Annotated in this window: 14 protein-coding genes; 4 read left to right on the top strand and 10 right to left on the bottom strand. The window is 61.1% G+C overall.

The window, feature by feature from the left end; genetic code table 11:
• Window position 1: 1 nt before the first annotated feature.
• The 5 genes from ACZYGA_RS07995 to ACZYGA_RS07975 form a co-directional block, all read right to left on the bottom strand.
• Window positions 2-1,291 (bottom strand): TRAP transporter large permease, encoded by a 1,290-nt coding sequence (locus ACZYGA_RS07995; RefSeq protein WP_166018205.1) that lies wholly within the window; start codon window positions 1,289-1,291, stop codon window positions 2-4.
• Window positions 1,288-1,881, bottom strand: a complete 594-nt coding sequence (locus ACZYGA_RS07990; protein ID WP_479398793.1) for a TRAP transporter small permease — start codon at window positions 1,879-1,881, stop codon at window positions 1,288-1,290. Before ACZYGA_RS07990 ends, ACZYGA_RS07995 begins: the two co-directional genes overlap by 4 nt.
• Window positions 1,882-1,883: 2 nt before the next feature.
• Window positions 1,884-2,876, bottom strand: a complete 993-nt coding sequence (locus ACZYGA_RS07985; protein ID WP_479398791.1) for a TRAP transporter substrate-binding protein — start codon at window positions 2,874-2,876, stop codon at window positions 1,884-1,886.
• 372 nt (window positions 2,877-3,248) lie between these two features.
• The gene (locus tag ACZYGA_RS07980; protein ID WP_479398900.1) at window positions 3,249-4,556 is read right to left on the bottom strand and encodes an O-acetylhomoserine aminocarboxypropyltransferase/cysteine synthase family protein; all 1,308 of its coding nucleotides are present in this window, start codon (window positions 4,554-4,556) and stop codon (window positions 3,249-3,251) included.
• Between the two features lie 187 nt (window positions 4,557-4,743).
• Window positions 4,744-5,784 carry a helix-turn-helix transcriptional regulator gene (locus tag ACZYGA_RS07975; RefSeq protein ID WP_479398789.1) on the bottom strand — a complete coding sequence of 347 codons (1,041 nt, stop codon included), beginning with the start codon at window positions 5,782-5,784 and terminating at the stop codon, window positions 4,744-4,746.
• 141 nt (window positions 5,785-5,925) lie between these two features.
• Between ACZYGA_RS07975 and ACZYGA_RS07970 the strand changes: the two genes are divergently transcribed.
• Window positions 5,926-8,097 (top strand): TonB-dependent siderophore receptor, encoded by a 2,172-nt coding sequence (locus tag ACZYGA_RS07970; protein WP_479398788.1) that lies wholly within the window; start codon window positions 5,926-5,928, stop codon window positions 8,095-8,097.
• Between the two features lie 170 nt (window positions 8,098-8,267).
• Window positions 8,268-9,149 (top strand): alpha/beta hydrolase, encoded by an 882-nt coding sequence (locus ACZYGA_RS07965; protein ID WP_479398786.1) that lies wholly within the window; start codon window positions 8,268-8,270, stop codon window positions 9,147-9,149.
• A 151-nt stretch (window positions 9,150-9,300) separates the two neighbouring features.
• On the opposite strand, the gene madM is transcribed toward ACZYGA_RS07965, so the two are convergent.
• The 4 genes from madM to ACZYGA_RS07945 all read right to left on the bottom strand — a co-directional run bounded on the left by madM (window position 9,301) and on the right by ACZYGA_RS07945 (window position 14,049).
• Window positions 9,301-10,062, bottom strand: coding sequence for a malonate transporter subunit MadM (gene madM / locus ACZYGA_RS07960; protein WP_479398784.1), 762 nt, complete (start codon window positions 10,060-10,062; stop codon window positions 9,301-9,303).
• 10 nt (window positions 10,063-10,072) lie between these two features.
• On the bottom strand, window positions 10,073-10,555 hold the full coding sequence (gene madL / locus ACZYGA_RS07955) for a malonate transporter subunit MadL (protein WP_166018193.1): 483 nt from the start codon (window positions 10,553-10,555) through the stop codon (window positions 10,073-10,075).
• A gap of 288 nt (window positions 10,556-10,843) precedes the next feature.
• Entirely contained in the window at window positions 10,844-12,403 is a 1,560-nt protein-coding gene (locus tag ACZYGA_RS07950; protein ID WP_479398782.1) for a malonate--CoA ligase, read from the bottom strand.
• A 164-nt stretch (window positions 12,404-12,567) separates the two neighbouring features.
• Window positions 12,568-14,049 carry a malonyl-CoA decarboxylase gene (locus ACZYGA_RS07945; RefSeq protein ID WP_479398780.1) on the bottom strand — a complete coding sequence of 494 codons (1,482 nt, stop codon included), beginning with the start codon at window positions 14,047-14,049 and terminating at the stop codon, window positions 12,568-12,570.
• A 366-nt stretch (window positions 14,050-14,415) separates the two neighbouring features.
• Between ACZYGA_RS07945 and ACZYGA_RS07940 the strand changes: the two genes are divergently transcribed.
• Both ACZYGA_RS07940 and ACZYGA_RS07935 read left to right on the top strand, forming a co-directional pair.
• Entirely contained in the window at window positions 14,416-15,081 is a 666-nt protein-coding gene (locus ACZYGA_RS07940) for a GntR family transcriptional regulator (RefSeq protein ID WP_253064867.1), read from the top strand.
• Window positions 15,082-15,254: 173 nt separating this feature from the next.
• A complete protein-coding gene (locus ACZYGA_RS07935; protein ID WP_479398778.1) occupies window positions 15,255-15,821 on the top strand; it encodes a hypothetical protein in 567 nt (188 codons plus the stop codon).
• Between the two features lie 401 nt (window positions 15,822-16,222).
• On the opposite strand, the gene ACZYGA_RS07930 is transcribed toward ACZYGA_RS07935, so the two are convergent.
• Window positions 16,223-16,450: a glutaredoxin family protein gene (locus tag ACZYGA_RS07930; protein ID WP_479398776.1), complete on the bottom strand. Its 228-nt coding sequence runs from the start codon at window positions 16,448-16,450 to the stop codon at window positions 16,223-16,225.
• Window positions 16,451-16,564 lie beyond the last annotated feature (114 nt).

The following is a 16,564-nucleotide window of genomic DNA, read 5'->3' as shown; positions in this document are numbered from 1 at the left end:
CTCAGCCCTCCATCAGGTTGGGCAGGAACAGCACGAGTTCCGGAATGAAGGTGATCAGCATCAGCACGGTCAGCATCGCGCCCAGCATCAGGCCCAACGGACGCAGCGAGTCGCTGACGTTGATGCCGGCGATGCGACACGCGGCCATCAGGTCGATGCCCAGCGGTGGCGTGTTGGCGCCGATGGCCAGATTGACGGTCAGCAGCACCCCGAAGTGCACCGGGCTGATGCCGTATTGCGCCAGCAGCGGCATCACGATGGGCGTCACGATGATGATGATCGCCACGCTTTCCATGAAGGAACCCAGCACCAGCAGCACGGCGGTCAGCAGCAGCAGGACGCTGATGCGGCTGTCGGTGAATTCGCCGATCAGCTGGGCGATGGCCTGCGGTACCTGCTCGTAGGTCAGGCCCCAGGCGAACATGCCGGCCGCACCGATGATCAGCAGGATGGCGCCGGTGGTCTCGGCGGTCGCGCGTACACTGTCCAGAAAGCCCTGCCAGGTGAGGCTGCGATAGACACAGGTGCCGATGATGATGGCGTAGAGAATCGCGGAGGCGGCGGCCTCGGTGGGCGTGAAGACCCCGAAGCGGATACCGCCGATGATCATCACCGGTACCATCAGCGCCGGCATGGCACTGAGCAGCGCGCGGCGACGCTCGCCGGGCACACGGGCCGCGACACCGCCCGACCAGCCATGCTTGCGCGACATGTAGAGAGCGACGCCGACCAGCGCGACCGTCAGCATCAGGCCGGGGATGATGCCGCCCATGAACAGCTGGCCCACCGACGTATTGGAGGTAGTGCCGTAGACGATCATCACGATGCTGGGCGGAATCACGGTGCCGATGGAGCTGGCGGTGCCGACCAGCGCACTGCTGAAGCCCTTGTCATAGCCATTGCGGGCCATGGTGGGCAGCAGCATGCTGCCGATGGCGATCACGTCTGCCACGCCAGAGCCGGACAGCGCGCCGAACATCATGCAGGCCAGCACCGCGACCACCGCCAGGCCGCCGCGGATATCACCGACCATCGCCATGCACAGGCGTACCAGGCGCTCAGTGAGGCCAGCGCGATTCATCAACTGGGCGGCGAGCACGAACAGCGGGATCGCCAGCAGGGTGAAGCTTTCCATTCCGGCCACGAATTGCTGCGCCGAGACCATCATGGGCGCGGCACCGAAGGCCAGCAGATAGAAGAGGGCCGACATCAACAGCGCGAAGGCGATGGGAATGTCGATGAGGATGCCGAGCGCGAATACGCCGAGCAGAGCCAGGGCGCCGAGAGTCATGGGGCATCTCCTTGGCGAGAGGAAGCGTTGTCAGGCGCAGTGGCATCCATCTTGTGAGCCTCGGCTCCGATCGCTGAAGGGCTCAACAGATGCTCAAGCTGGACGAGTGCCATCGCGGTGCAGCACAGCGGCACTGACAGATAGACGATGCCGGCCGGAATCTGCAGCGCGGTGGTGGTCTGGCGCATGGTGATGGCGGTCAGGTCCATGCCTGCCTTGGCCAGCAACACCAGCATGATCAGGATCATGGCGTCAGTGATGCGTCCGGTGATGCGCTGGATACGTACCGAGCGCACCAGCAGCGGCAGCAGGCCCGCACTCAGGTGAGTGCGGTTGCGGGTGCAGGACACCGCGGCCAGCAGGGTGGTCCATACCAGCACCAGCTGCGGCAATTCTTCTGCCCAGTGCGGCGGCTGACCCATGACCCAGCGCATGAAGACGGTCCAGATCACCAGTGCCGACAGCGCGGCCACGCCGCTGGCAGCCAGGGCCAGACAGCCCCGGCAGCTCCAACGTGAGAGGGTGATCATCAAGGTACGCACGGCACACAACACGGCCAGCGGCTTGACGGAGGGAGAGGCGGAAGACATCGTCACTCGCCCTTGCGGTATTGCTCGACCAGGCCCATCAGCTCAGGCCCGAAGACGTCGGTATACTCGGCCCACACACCCTGCACCTTGGCATTGAAGGGCGCGGTATCGACCTCGTTGACCTGCATGCCGGCTTCTTCCAGCTTGGCGACCAGCTCGGCGTCATCCTTCTGGGTCATCGCGCGCTGCTTGTCACGCCATTCGTCGGCGCTCTTCTGTACCGCGGCCTGATCCTGCTCGGAGAGCTGATTCCAGGTGAAGTTGGACATGGTCAGACATGCCGGTGCCCAGACGTGGCCGGTGAGGGAGACGTAGTCCTGCACTTCGCTGAACGAGGAGGAATAGATGATGGCCAGCGGGTTTTCCTGGGCATCGAACACGCCCTGCTGAAGTGCGGAGTAGAGCTCACCGAAGGACAGCGGTGCCGGGCTTGAACCCAGCGCGGTGAAGGTGTCCAGACGCATCTTGTCCGGCGTGACGCGAATCTTCAGGCCAGCGAGGTCTTCCGGGGTGGTGATGGGGCCGCGATTGTTGGTGACGTGACGGAAGCCGTTCTCCCACCAGGACAGGATCTTCATGTTGTGCTCGTCGGCGATGTCCTCGAGCGCATCGCCCAGCTTGCCGTCATAGGCGGCGTAGGCGTGTTCGCGGTCCGGCCAGGAGTAGGGCAGTTCGACGATGCCGAAGCGCGCATCCAGCGGCTGGAAGGAACCACAGCCGATCACGCCGGCCGGCACGCTGCCGATCTGCATGCCTTCGACGACAGTCTTCTCGTTGCCGAGCTGACCACTGGGAAAGACCTGGAAATTGACGCGGCCCTCGGTGGCCTCGGCGACATCCTTGGCGAAGCCTTCCGCCGCGATGTTCCAGCTATGGGTCGGCGCCAGCACGTGGCCGAGCTTGATATCCTGGGCCTGGGCGGCGCTCAGCGGCAGGGCGCAGGCCGCCGTGATGGCAGCGGTCAGCAGGGCAGGCTTCAGCGGGACGGATTTCATCGGGACACCTCTTGGAGTTGTTATCGTCGTGACAGGCGTCTCTGTGTACGCCTTGACCCAAGAGTGTGTTCTGCTCGTGTATTTCGGTAGTTGCGAATTCTTATTCTTGGTATTAACCAAATTTATGCTGGGTCTGCATGTCCTGCCCATCTGAGAGTCAGTTATGTATATACCGTTATCTTGCTTGGTGCCCATTTCAGTTCCAACAGGCCTGAGAGAGGCAGCAGTCATCGGGATGCGCAATGCAGGGCACCCGCTTGCAATGCAAGGCGCCCGCGAAGAGACGTGTCTTCGCGGGCGCTGATATGTCGCTGAGGCGGCCTGGTTGGCGTCTGAATGGCGCCTGACTGTCGTTCAAGAGTCGCGCTCGGGTCAGGCCACCGCCTTGTCCAGCGCCTGGCTGACATCGGCGATGATGTCGTCGATATGCTCGATCCCCACCGAGATGCGAATCAGATCCGCCGAGACGCCGGCCTTGGCCAGTTCTTCCTCGTTGAGCTGGCGATGGGTGGTGGAGGCCGGGTGGCAGGCCAGCGACTTGGCATCGCCGATATTCACCAGGCGCAGAATCATCTGCAGTGCATCGATGAACTTGCCGCCGGCGATTCGCCCGGCTTCGGCCTGATCGGCCCCTGTCGCGTCCGTCTTGATGCCGAAACTGATGATGCCGGAGGCCTTGCCGCCGGTGATCTTCTGGCAGGTGGCATGATAGGGGCTGTCCGGCAGGGCGCCGTAGTTGACCCATCTGACACTCGGATGCTGCTGAAGGTATTCGGCCAGCGTGAGCGCATTGCTGCAGTGGCGCTCCATGCGCAGGCTGAGGGTTTCCAGGCCTTGCAGCAGCAGGAAGGCACTGTGCGGGGCGAGGGCGGCGCCGGTATTGCGCAGCGGCACCACACGACAGCGACCGATATAGGCGGCCGGGCCAAAGGCTTCGGTGTAGACGACGCCATGGTAGGAGGGGTCCGGCTCGTTGAGGATCGGGAAGCGATCCTTGTTGGCCACCCAGTCGAATTTGCCGGAGTCGATGATGATGCCGCCCACGGTGGTGCCGTGGCCGCCGATGTACTTGGTCAGCGAGTGGATCACGATGTCGGCGCCGTGATCGAAGGCACGACACAGCACCGGGGTGGCAACGGTGTTGTCGACGATCAGCGGCACGCCATGCCTGTGGGCGATCTCGGCCAGACGCTCGAGGTCGACGATGTTGCCGGCAGGATTGCCGATGGACTCGCAGAACACGGCGCGGGTCTTGTCATCGATCAGCGCTTCGAGTGCGGCGAAATCATCAAAGGCTGCCATGCGCACCTCGACCCCCTGACGCGGCAAGCTGTGGGCGAACAGGTTGTAGGTACCGCCATACAGCTGGCTGGTGCTGACGATGTTGTCGCCTACCTGTACCAGTGCCTGGATGGCATAGGTGATCGCCGCCATGCCGGAGGACACCGCCAGCGCCGCGATACCGCCTTCGACGGCGGCCATGCGCTGCTCCAGCACGTCATTGGTCGGATTCATGATGCGGGTATAGATGTTGCCCGGCACCTTGAGATCGAACAGATCCGCGCCGTGCTGGGTGTCATCGAAGGTGTAGGAGGTGGTCTGGTAGATCGGCACCGCCGCCGCCTTGGTGGTGGCTTCCGAGGTGTAGCCGTGATGCAGGGCGAGGGATTCCAGCTTCATGTTGTCTACCGACATGACAGTGTCCTTGTGCGAGAGCGTGGCGAAATCTTGTTATGTGGTGCGGTTTTCGTGCGTGCTGTTGCCGTTCGTCCCTATGTGGCTGCGCTTTGCCTCCACCGCCAACTGGGGCGCATGCCGCGACGACGCTCAACATTAGCAACGGGACATCTGCAGGTCCATGCGTCGTTCACGCCGTCACGACAGGTCGCTGACTGGGTGGCACGCCGAACTGGCGACGAAAGGCGGTGGCGAAATTGGCGGCGCTGCGATACCCCGCCATCTCGGCCGCGGCCTCCACCGTGAGCTTGCGGTCCTGCAGCAGGTGAGCGGCACGGATCAATTGTCGCCGTCTCAGGTCTTGCGTCATGGTCTGGCCATAGGCGTCGCGATAGCGGCGCTGCAACTGGCGCACGCTCATGCCCAGACGAGCGGCGATCTCCGTCTGACTCAGATAGGCGACTTCTCCATTGTGGATCCAGTCTTCCAGCGTTTCCTTCCAGTCTGTCGTCTCCTGCGGGGGATGCCGTGTCGTGTCATCCGCCTGGGCCGGTCTGGCCGCCAGACATTCACTGATCACCTCCAGCGCCAGCGATTCAATTCCCAGACGCTGGGCCGGGGAGGTGGGCCGCTGTCGGCTGAAGGTGTCCAGTCGCTCCAGCAGACGGGGGGACGGCCACCAGTGGAAATGCGCCAGGTGGCGCATGTGGGACATCACCTCACTGGCACGGGAGACGTTCAGGTGCCATTTCAGCCAGGCCGGCGTCAGCGTCAGGATGGCGCTGTGTTCGTGGGCTCCCTTGAGACTGTTCAGCCGGAATTCGGTGGGCTCGTCGAGGGCGATGCACAGTGCACGTCCCGGCTTCAGCGCATGGCACTGTGGCCCGAAACTGACCCTGGGCTCCCCTCGCCACACCACGGCGATCTTCAGCGATGGCTCGATACTGGACCGAATCATCAGATCCGCCCGCTTGCGCACGCGGTTGAGGCGCATGAACAGGCCCGGCTGCGCTTCCTGTAGATGCATGTTGCCGATCAAGGCGCCGTCAGCGGACTGGCCCTCGGCGGGCTGGCATTGGTGGTCGCTGGTCAGCGCTCGCGCCATGCGGTGCACGTGATCGAGCTCGATGATCCGGTGGCGCGCGCTTGCGGGATGGTGAGGGCTGGCGGGGGCAACTGGGGAGGCGGGCGAGACCGTGCCAGCCCGGCCCGAGGGGGGAGTAAGGCTCATCTTGTCGCACCTGCAAACATCAGGGAGGGTTCCGCAAAGGTTTTTGTCGTCATGGAGTGCCAAAATGCCCCGTCAGCACATTAAATGCAAATAATTATCATTAGTGGCGATAACCAGAGACACAAGAGGCAAGGGGACACGATGAAGAAGGTGAATGCACGAGGACGCGGTCTGTGTGGGGCAGGCACGCGTCGTCTGATGATCGGGGCAGGTGTGGCGCTGGTCAGTCTGCCGGCACAGGCGGAAGACGCGACGATGGTGCTGGATACCCAGCGGGTGACGGGGCTGCGCCTGTATGACATGGCGTCCAGTGAGCAGAGCGGCGGCTACAGCGTTGACGCTGCCACGGTGGGCTCGAAGGTGCCGGCCTCGCTGCGCGACATTCCGCAGTCGGTAAGCGTGGTGACCCATGACGCCATCGAGGACCAGAACTTCGTCACCCTGGATCAGCTGGCGGCACGGACGCCGGGAGTGCGGGTGCTGAACAATGACAGCGGTCGCTCCTCGATCTTCGCGCGTGGCTATGAATACGATGCCTACAGCATCGATGGGCTGTCCGCGCCGATGTCGAGTCTGACGGGCTCGGTGCCATCCCTGACTGCCATCGACCGGGTCGAGGTCATGCGTGGGCCGTCCGGTCTGTTCAACAGCACCAGTGAGCTGGGCGGGGTCATCAATCTGGTGCGCAAGCGCCCGACCGATACCTTCCAGGGCTCCATCAGCGGCAGTGTCGGTACGCTGGAAGACCGAAGCGTTAGTGTCGATATCTCCGGGCCCATCGATGAACAGGGCCGTATCCGCGGTCGCCTGGTGACTCGCTACACCGAGCAGGCGCAATGGGTGGATGACAACGACAACACGCTGAATGATTTCTATGGCGCGCTGGATATCGATCTCGACGAGAATACCGAGCTGTCACTGGGGGTGATCCACAACACCAAGGACATTACCGTCAATCAGGGTCAGCCGGTCGACGGTGACAACAACTTCACCTATGGCCGTCGTTCGGCGTTCTACGGCACGGACTGGAACAGCTTCGAGAGTGATTCCACCGATGTGATCGCCGAGCTGACCCACCGCTTCAGCTCACGTGGCTATGGCCGACTGGCGGCGCGTTACAGTGATCGCAATGCGGATTACAACTACGCCTACAGTGGCTCCGCGCTCAGTGACAGCGGCGACTTGAGCAGTGTCGCGGGCTATGCCGGTTTCACCGATGAGACCTCGGTGAGCGTGGATGCCAGCTACACCCAGGGCTTCGATGCCTTCGGCAACCAGAACGAATTCGTGGTCGGGGTCGATTACAAGACATCGGAATCGGATACCACCGCTGCGCGCACCAGCAACCTGACCGGCTCCAGCGCCACCATCAGTGAGCTGAACTCTCTGTCCTATGTCGACATTCTCGGCAATGCCCGTGATGGCGTGAGCGGCTATAGCCTGTCGCGCACCGAGACCACCCTGGAAGAGCAGGGCCTGTACGGCAAGGTGACACTGCGTCCCGTGGTACCGCTGGCGGTGATACTGGGTGCGCGCGTCAGCCAGTTCTCGGCCGAGACTGAAGACAAGCTCAACGGCGGCAGCAGCGACATGCAGGACACCGCCGTCACGCCCTATGGCGGTATCGTCTATGACCTGGACGCCGACCACTCCCTCTATGCCAGCTACTCCAGAGTCTTCGAGCCGCAGACCCGCGAAGACGAGGATGGCGACCTGATCGACCCGCGCGAAGGCGAGCAATACGAGATCGGGATCAAGGGCAGCTATCTGGATGGTGCGCTGAATGCACGCATCAGTGGCTTCCAGCTGACCGACAGTCACCGTGCGGCATCGTCGACCGACGGAAGCGTCAGTTACTCGGTGGATTCCGGCAAGATGCGCATCACCGGTGCGGAGCTTGAGCTGGCCGGCAACATCACGCCGCAGTGGGATGTTATCTTCGGCTACACCTACATGGATTCCGAGGTGCTGGAAGCCGGCAGCTCCGATGCGCTGCTGATGCTGATGCCCAACAACATGGTCAATCTGTGGACCCAGTATCGCTTCGAGGGCAACCTGCTGGATGGCGTGTCCGTCGGTGCCGGCATGACGGCGCTGAGCGATTTCGAAAGCACCCAGGGCACCATCCAGGCACCGGGCTATGCGGTGTTCGATGCCATGCTGGGCTATCAGTTCACGCCCAAACTCAGTGGCCAGCTCAACGTCTACAACCTGTTCGATCGTGAATATTACGTGCGTGCCGGTTCGGCCAGTGTCTTCAACTTCGTGGGACGTCCGGCCAGCGCCGTCGCGACCCTCAAGTACGAGTTCTGAGCATGACTAGCCTCTGCCCGACAACGGCAGTGAGGGAAGGACAGGGACGTCCTTCTCGCACTCGTCCACCGTTGCACGACCGATGGCACCACCGCCGATGGCACCACCGCTTGCACGACCGACTGCGAGGTTGGGGGCGCCGGTGGGTGATGGCAGGAGTGACGTCAGGCGTGCTGCTGTCATCAGGCCCCGTCATGAGCCACATGGGAGACGCCAGGGTGCTGCAGGGAACGACGACCGCATTCACGCAGCACTCATCCACCACGGGACATGACTACCTGATCCAGGTCGCGCTGCCGCAGGTCGCACCGCCCGAAGGCGGCTATCCGGTACTGCTGGTGCTGGATGGCAATCGTCACCTGGATCTGTTCACGGCAGCGCGCGACATATTGGGACGCCGTGGCTTTGACAAGGCGCCGTCAGATCTCGCCATCGTCGCGGTCGGTTATGCGGGCGCGACGGACGGGCAGGCAAAGGCGGCGCGTGACATCGTCACGAAGCAACGCTTCAAGGACTTCACGCCACCGCTCACCACCGGCACGGCCCCTGAGGGGACGGGCGGTGGCGAGGATTTCCTCGCCTACCTGACCCAGTCTCTGCCGCCTGAACTGGCCTCACGCTATCCGCTCGATCTCAAGCGGCCTGCGCTGGTCGGCCACTCACTCGGCGGCCTGTTCGCGCTCCATGCCCAGCAGAAGGCGCCCGAGGCCTTCGGCGCCATCTTCGCGATCAGTCCTTCGCTGTGGTGGTTGCAGGAGAATGCCCCGGCCAACTGGCCGCTGCGTCTTGCCTGCTCCGAGGCGGCGGGTCCGGTGTACATCGCCGCTGGCGGACGCGAGCAATCGCCTCAGCCACAGCGCAATGACCCGGAGCGGGACAGGCTGCGTGTCCAGCGCGCGATGATCGACAACGCACGCGACCATGCACGCCAGTTGGGCGAGCGCTGCTCGCAGATCGAGGTGCAATGGAAGCTGTATGAGGGCGAAGACCACGGCAGCGTGATGTGGCCCGCCGCGCGCGCAGTGATGGAGCGATTGGTGAGACCGCGCTGATCCGACCGGCCGCCACGGTGTGGCCTGGGCAGTAAAGTGGACAGTCACATGGGCGGTAAACGCCACGACGGCGGCATCAGCGTGGGACATGTATTGTCCTGACTGATGCCGCCGTCGTCGTGTTTCAGCGCCTCTCGTGTCAGCGTGATGCTTACATCACTGCACGTACCGCGAGGAACAGCACCGTCGGGGCGAGCAGAATGCCCAGACCGGTGTAGAAGGTGGCGGTCATCGCGCCGTAGGGCACCAGGCGGGCATCGGTGGCGGCGAGGCCCGCCGCGACACCGCTGGTGGTGCCGATCAGGCCACCGAAGATCATCGCGGAGCGCGGATTGTCGAGCCCGATCAGGCGCGCCGTCATCGGCGTGGCGACCATGGTCAGGATCGACTTCACCAGGCCGGCGGCGATCGACAGCGCGACCACTTCGGAACTGGCCCCGAGGGTTGCACCGGTGACCGGGCCGACGATATAGGTGACCGCGCCCGCACCAATGGTGGTGATATCGACCGGGTCGGTATAGCCGAAGGCAATGGCGACACCACCACCGGCGATGAAGGAGATCAGCACGCCGACGAACAGCGCGATGACGCCCCGAAAGCCGGTCTGACGGATTTCCTTCAAGTTTACCCCGTAGGCGGTGGCGATGATCGCGAGATCACGCAGCATGCCGCCCCCCATCAGGCCCAGCCCCGAGAACAGCGTGACATTCGAGAGCCCCTTGCTGCCGCCGGTGGTCGCGCCTCCCACGTAGGCCAGCACCAGGCCGAGGATGATGGCGATGGCGGAGCCGTGCAGCTTGCCGCGTGTCAGGTGGTTGCTGATCCAGTAGGCGACATACATCGCCAGCCCGATCACGGCGAAGGCCGCGACCAGATGATACTTGTCGAACAGGTGGACGAGTGAATCGATCATGGGTCGGCCCTCAGTGTTTGTGCGCAGGAGTGGAGGAGGCGTGGCGGTTGCGGTCCAGCACTGGCGCCCCCGTCGTCACTGAGGTTCTGGTCGGCGTGTAGCGGGTCTCGCCGGCGAGCGGGTCATCTTCCAGCGCACTCTCGGGACGCTTGCCGGTCAGCAGCGGCACGAGGGCCAGCCCCAGCACCACCGCCAGCACGCCCGCGACCAGCGCGACCATGCCGCCGCTGAAGGCCGCGACCACATTCTGGCTGGCGGCCATCGCGACCACGATGGGGATGTACATCGCATTCCAGAAGTTGATGCCGCTGGCGGTGCTGTCGGCCATCTTGCCGCGGTCCTTCAGCACGCCGGTAATGAAGATGAGCAGCAGCATGGCGATGCCGACACCGCCGAGGTTGGAATCGATATTGAGCATTTCTCCAAGCAGATCACCGATCACGAGACCGGCCATCATGCACCCTGCGAGCAGGGCAACTCCGTAGATCACCATGGCGTATTACCTTCTTGTTGTTGTGGTGAAGTGGTGGTGAATCAGTGTGGCGTCTTGTCGTCTATCTGATGTGTGTCATCTCATACGTGTCATTCGTCACGTCCATCCAGGCCGGCGAGCCTGTCTTTGCTTGTCTCGTGTCTGACTATCGGGCGTTCCTTGCCTGTCCTGGCAAGGCGTCAGGTTGAGTGAACCCACCGACATGACATGATGGCGTCACGCCATGCCGGTGGCACGAAGGTGTCAGGTGTCGGGCCTGACAGGGGTGGAAAAGATGACAGGGCTGGCTCAGCCGTGTGAGCGGGCCGGCTCAGGGGCGAACAGCTGTGCATATTCCTCACGCAGCTGTTTCTTCTGCACCTTGCCCATCACGTTGCGTGGCAGGCTTTCGATGAAGAACACACGCTTGGGCTGCTTGTAGCGGGCGAGCTTGTCGCTGAGGGCGGTGAGTACCGCCGCTTCATCGAGACTGCCCTGGTGGCCGGCCTGCATGACCACCACCGCGCAGACGGCTTCGCCGAAGTCCGGGTGGGGCACGCCGAACACCGCCGATTCGTTGACGCCGGGCATGTCATCGATCAGCAGCTCCACCTCCTTCGGGTAGATGTTGTAGCCGCCGGAGATGATCAGGTCCTTGTCGCGGCCGCTGATGCACAGATAGCCATCGGCATCGATATGGCCGAGATCCCCGGTGATGAAGAAGCCATCCTCGCGGAATTCGCTGGCGGTCTTCTCCGGCATCTTCCAGTAGCCCTTGAAGACATTGGCACCGCGCACCTCGATCAGGCCCGTCTCACCACGCGGCAGGATGGCACCTGTCTCGCGGTCGGTGATGCGCACTTCGCTGCCGGGCAGCGCCATGCCCACCGTGCCGGGACGCCGCTCGCCGTCGTAAGGGTTGGAGGTGTTCATGTTGGTCTCGGTCATCCCGTAGCGCTCGAGAATCGCGTGGCCGGTACGCGAGCTGAACTCGCTGTGGGTCTCGCTGAGCAGCGGCGCGGAGCCGGAGACGAACAGCCGCATGCCGGCGGTCGTCTCGCGATTGAGGCGCTCGGATTCCAGCAGGCGGGTGTAGAAGGTCGGCACGCCCATCAGCACGCTGGAGCGCGCCATCAGATCGAGAATCTGCTCGGCATCGAACTTCGGCAGGAAGGTCATCGAGGCGCCCACCGTCAGCACGATGTTGCAGGCCACGAACAGGCCGTGGGTATGGAAGATGGGCAGGGCGTGGATCAGATGGTCATCACGGGTGAAGCGCCAGGTCTCGGCCAGCGCCTGACAGTTGGAGGCCAGATTGGCGTGGGTCAGCATCGCGCCCTTGCTGCGCCCGGTGGTGCCGGAGGTATAGAGGATGGCGGCGAGATCATCGGCGGCGCGTGGCTCGACTTCACTGCTTGCGCTGCACTGGCGGGCCTGCTCCATCAGGGTGCCGTCCTGCTCGGTGCCCAGACTCTCGACACGCGGCACATCACATTCCTTGCCCAGCGCGCGTGCCGTCTCCAGCACCTTGGGCTGACAGACGTACAGGTGCGGCCCGGCATCGCCCAGGAAGTAGCGGATTTCCTCGCCGGTGTAGGCGGTATTCAGCGGCAGATAGACCGCGCCGACCTGCAGGCAGGCCAGATACAGGATAACGGTCTCGCAGCTCTTGTCGATCTGCACCGCGACGCGGTCGCCCGGTGCTACGCCCAGCTCGCGTAGTGCGGTGGCCATCTGACCGGCGGCGCTGCGTGCCTCGGCGAAGGTGTAGCCGTGGCCTTCGACGGTGTCGAGGAAGGTGGCATCCGGGCGCTCATCGAAGTTGCGCGCGAATTGCAGATAGAGGTTGTCGTGGTTGGCGTGAGACATCGTTGGCTCCAATGGCGTTGTTCTTGTCGTGAGGCGTTGTCTTGTCATGAGCCTTGTCTTGTCATGAGGCGTTGACGCAAGGCGACGTTCTGATCAGGCGTGCTCCGGCAGATGGCGTGACTGCCGGGCGGCTCTTTCCTTGTGTGACGCTTTCCTCGAGTGACTTATTCCTCGAGTGATGGCGCTGACTTGCTGTCGCTGGCATCCGTGGTCGATCTGGTCGCGGGCGACTGCTCGGACCCTTTTGATGACAGGGGCGAACTGGACAGGGAATCGCTTTCCTTCCTGGTTTCGCGCTTCGGCGCCTTGGCCAGCTCCTTGTTGGCTTTCGATTCCTTCTTGACCTCACTGCTGCATACCACGCTGTCGTTGCGGCTGAAGGCCTCGTGGTTCTGCTCGATGCGGTGTGGCTCATAGAGGTAATTGACCATCAGGCCGTGTGCCTGCTGGCGGCCATTGGGTGAGGTGTCACCCGGCCAGTTGAGGCGATGCAGGCTGGCACCGTTGCCGAGGTGGAAGCGGGCGACCGGGTCCATCGGCTGGCCGCTGCGGTGCTTGACGTTGACCAGATAGTGGGCGGCGATGGCACGCAGCTCCGGCGCCATCTTCTGCTGGGCCTCCTCGTCATTCATCCAGTCGTCGTGCTGCAGGTGATGGGCCAGCAGATCGGAGACTTCCAGGCCTTCCTCATCACGCGCGCGTGTCAGCCACTGACTGAAGCCGGGCACCGGCGAGAGGGTGACGAAGCGGCTGAGGTTGGGCAGTTCGCGTTGCAGCTCCTGCACCACCTGCTTGATCAGGAAGTTGCCGAACGAGATGCCTTTCAGGCCCTTCTGGCAATTGCTGATGCTGTAGAAGACGGCGGTGTCCGCCTCGCGTTCGGTGGTCTGGCCGCTGTTGGCGAGCAGATGCTGGATGTTGTTGGGCACGCCCTTGCACAGCGCCACCTCGACGAAGATCAGCGGCTCATCGCCGATGGCCGGGTGGAAGAAGGCGTAGCAGCGGCGGTCCTCGGGGTCGAGACGTCCGCGCAGGTCGCTCCAGTCCTGAATGGCATGCACAGCCTCGTAGCGGATGATCTTCTCCAGCACCGCGGCGGGGGTGTTCCAGTCGATGGCCTCCAGCATCAGGAAGCCGCGATTGAACCAGGAGGCGAACAGGTGCGCGAAGTCGGCATCCAGCGGTTTCAATTCCGGATGCTGCTTGATGAGCTTGAGCAGGTCGGCGCGCATGCGCACGATTTCATAGGTGCCGCCAGGGCACAGGTTCAGGCGGCGCAGCAACGATTGGCGCCTGGGTTCGCTGGCGGCGAACAGCGCACTCAGGTTGGCGTTGTCGGGGGAGTCGCGATAGGCGGCGTAGGCTTCGTGGATACGGTCTTCATCGGCGGCGTAGTGCTCGGCCAGCACGCGGAAGAAGGCGAGGCGCTGCTCGTGGTCCAGCTGCTGATAATCCTCAAGCGCCCGCTGGGCCATCATGATGCGCGAGGCTTCACCGCTGCTCTCGGTGAGGTTGTGGCAGCTCTCGGTCAGGCGGGCGAGGGCGGTGTCTTCATTGCCGGCGCCGGGTGAGAGGCCAACCTGCTGGCGAGCACGCTGGCCGACATGGGTCAGCAGATCCTGCAGAAAACTCAGATTGATGTTCATGGCGGTCTTCCTCAAGGCGCGAGACGCGAAGCTGTGATGATGGGGCATATCCATTGCTCAGTATGGCGTCTGAGACTTGAATATTTGGCTTCGTCTTGTTGTATACAACAGATAGGCGTCTGGTGTGTTAGCGTCAAGTCCTGGCATGCCAGACACGACTAAAGTCAGTTTCCTGCGCGGCCACTTCCCCTGTTCAATGAAGGCAAGGGGACAAGGCAGCGACTGGCCTCATGGCCGGTTGGCATGTCTGCGAGAGGATTGAGGCGGAGGGCGGCAGGGATTGGCGCCATCGTCAGCGCAACAGTCACCGCACATGGCCGCAAGGCATCAGCATCAGTACTCAGCATCAGTACAAGGACGCCGCAGATGATCAAGATGTCCCACACCCAGCGCCTTCGCGATCTGCTCGAAGATGCCATCGTCGAAGGGCGCTTCCCGCCGGGCACCAAGCTCGACCCCGAAGCGCTGGGTCGCGAGTATCAGTGCTCCCGCACGCCGATCCGCGAGGCGCTGCAGCAGCTCGCCGCCTCCGGCATGGTGAAGGTGGTGCCCAAGCGCGGTACCTTCGTGACGCAGCTGGGCGTCTCTGAGCTGGTGGAACGCTTTGAAGTCATGGCGGAACTGGAAGCCATGTGTGGCCGACTCGCCGCCCGGCGCATCACCCCGCAGGAGCTTTCTGAACTCAAGGACGCCCACGCTGCCTGCCGTGAACGCCTGGAAGCCGACGACGCCAATGGCTACTACTACGAGAACGGCCTCTTTCATCACTGTCTCTACCGCGCCAGCCACAACGCCTTCCTCACCGAAGAAGCCACGCGCCTGCACGCCATCCTCAAGCCCTATCGCCGTCTGCAACTTCACGTCCGCCACCGCATGCACAGCTCCTACGCCGAGCACGAAGCCATCGTCGCTGCCATCGAAGCTGGCGACGCCGCTGCTGCCGAGCAGGCGCTAAAGGATCACGTGCATATCCAGGGGGAGAGGTTTACGGATCTGGTGGCGAATATTGAGAGATTGCATGATTCTGCATAGTTTAGTAATTTGGTAATTGCTATTATAAGTGTTGCCCTTTGGGACGATATGAAATGTGGTTTATATTTTATATTAAGTAAAAGTTTAATATATTGGCTGAGTGCTTAGGTAGTTCGATCTCGTGATTACTTTTATCTTTCAAGTTGATATGTTTGACCAGTGTGGAGGCTGATATGCCAAGATTAAAAAGGTCTGTTAGGTCTGCAATTCTATTTAATCTAAATAATGAGCACTTTTCAGAACATGATTTTAATGTTTCATTCTCTGAAGATGGAGATAGATTGGTTGAGATTGTTTTCCTAGCGCTGCCAAAATACAGTTTCGTAATTGAAGAGTATACTGAAGGAAATATTTATGCCTTAACAATGAGGGATAGTAAAGATTCTAGGAAGTATATTAGATCAGTAGAGATACCTGGGGATTATTATCATAAAGAAGCTAATAAGCATGAAGATGTCAATAAAGCGGTAGGTAGAGTTTATGATTGGATAATAAACTTAAGAGAAGACATCCTGCATTCGAAGGAAAAGAGTGACGCAGAGCTAAATGAAATGCTCAATAGTTTAGATGAAGCTATAGATGGTAAAGACTATGGCGAACATGAGTATTTTAGTGAAGCCGAAAAGGAAGAAATCTTTTCTCAACTTGACGAATTAAATAAGAGAATTCAAGAGCTTGAGAAGGAAAAGTATGTTGAACCTAGTAAGGTAAAAACAATAGAAGATGCAATTGAGAAGTAAAGCTGAAGTTGATCAGTATCCTAAAGTCGTATGGTACAAAATAGCAGGTAAGAAATTAACTAGTTTGCTTTGGAACGTGATAAAAAATGATGAAGCGCAGCGTTTAGCTGCTGATGTATTTAGGCAACTCATGGGTTAATTGAGCTACTTGTTTGTAAGGAATCTGTAAGTAAATACTGTTTGTTGTAGTGAAGGGTGAAAGTGTGGCATAGATAATCAATTTTGGTTTTTATGTTTATTTTTCTTCGGACCGTTTCGCGTTTTAATTTATTTTAGTGCAGGATGCTCTAATTATGAAAGCCTGAAGAGTCTGTAATGTTTAAATCTACTGTGAAACCTACCCACCATAGCATTAGACAGGGTATATGCCGAGATACGCTGTACTGCTAAGAGCGCCTCACTCAACCCTTATACAACTGATTGAAGCCTTTGACGCTGAACCCCTTCAAGTACTGATCGCCAATCTTCAGGACCGGCACGCTGCGAAAGCCGGTCTTGGCGAATTCCTTCTGTCCAGCAGGGGATCGGACATCCACCAGGCGGAAGCCGATCTTCTGCTGCTCCAGATACTGCTTGGCTGTCTTGCAGTGCGGGCAGTTTGCCATGCTGAAAAGTGACACCCGTTTCATTGCTGTGCTCCCGTGTTGATCGATCCCGCGCGTTGTACGCATCTGGCCTGAGGCGCTGGCGGGCAATGATACCAGCCGTCGCTTTCTCTCTACACCAGCACTTCCTGCGCCTGC

Source organism: Cobetia sp. BL01 (assembly GCF_056493605.1).
This window is presented reverse-complemented; position numbering and strand designations above follow the sequence as displayed.

What these genes read in the sequence shown, in the direction of transcription:
- ACZYGA_RS07995 (WP_166018205.1), bottom strand. Translation starts at nt 1,291, where the DNA reads ATGACTCTCGGCGCCCTGGCTCTGCTCGGCGTATTCGCGCTCGGCATC.
- ACZYGA_RS07990 (WP_479398793.1), bottom strand. Translation starts at nt 1,881, where the DNA reads ATGTCTTCCGCCTCTCCCTCCGTCAAGCCGCTGGCCGTGTTGTGTGCC.
- ACZYGA_RS07985 (WP_479398791.1), bottom strand. Translation starts at nt 2,876, where the DNA reads ATGAAATCCGTCCCGCTGAAGCCTGCCCTGCTGACCGCTGCCATCACG.
- ACZYGA_RS07980 (WP_479398900.1), bottom strand. Translation starts at nt 4,556, where the DNA reads ATGAAGCTGGAATCCCTCGCCCTGCATCACGGCTACACCTCGGAAGCC.
- ACZYGA_RS07975 (WP_479398789.1), bottom strand. Translation starts at nt 5,784, where the DNA reads ATGAGCCTTACTCCCCCCTCGGGCCGGGCTGGCACGGTCTCGCCCGCC.
- ACZYGA_RS07970 (WP_479398788.1), top strand. Translation starts at nt 5,926, where the DNA reads ATGAAGAAGGTGAATGCACGAGGACGCGGTCTGTGTGGGGCAGGCACG.
- madM (WP_479398784.1), bottom strand. Translation starts at nt 10,062, where the DNA reads ATGATCGATTCACTCGTCCACCTGTTCGACAAGTATCATCTGGTCGCG.
- madL (WP_166018193.1), bottom strand. Translation starts at nt 10,555, where the DNA reads ATGGTGATCTACGGAGTTGCCCTGCTCGCAGGGTGCATGATGGCCGGT.
- ACZYGA_RS07950 (WP_479398782.1), bottom strand. Translation starts at nt 12,403, where the DNA reads ATGTCTCACGCCAACCACGACAACCTCTATCTGCAATTCGCGCGCAAC.
- ACZYGA_RS07945 (WP_479398780.1), bottom strand. Translation starts at nt 14,049, where the DNA reads ATGAACATCAATCTGAGTTTTCTGCAGGATCTGCTGACCCATGTCGGC.
- ACZYGA_RS07940 (WP_253064867.1), top strand. Translation starts at nt 14,416, where the DNA reads ATGATCAAGATGTCCCACACCCAGCGCCTTCGCGATCTGCTCGAAGAT.
- ACZYGA_RS07935 (WP_479398778.1), top strand. Translation starts at nt 15,255, where the DNA reads ATGCCAAGATTAAAAAGGTCTGTTAGGTCTGCAATTCTATTTAATCTA.
- ACZYGA_RS07930 (WP_479398776.1), bottom strand. Translation starts at nt 16,450, where the DNA reads ATGAAACGGGTGTCACTTTTCAGCATGGCAAACTGCCCGCACTGCAAG.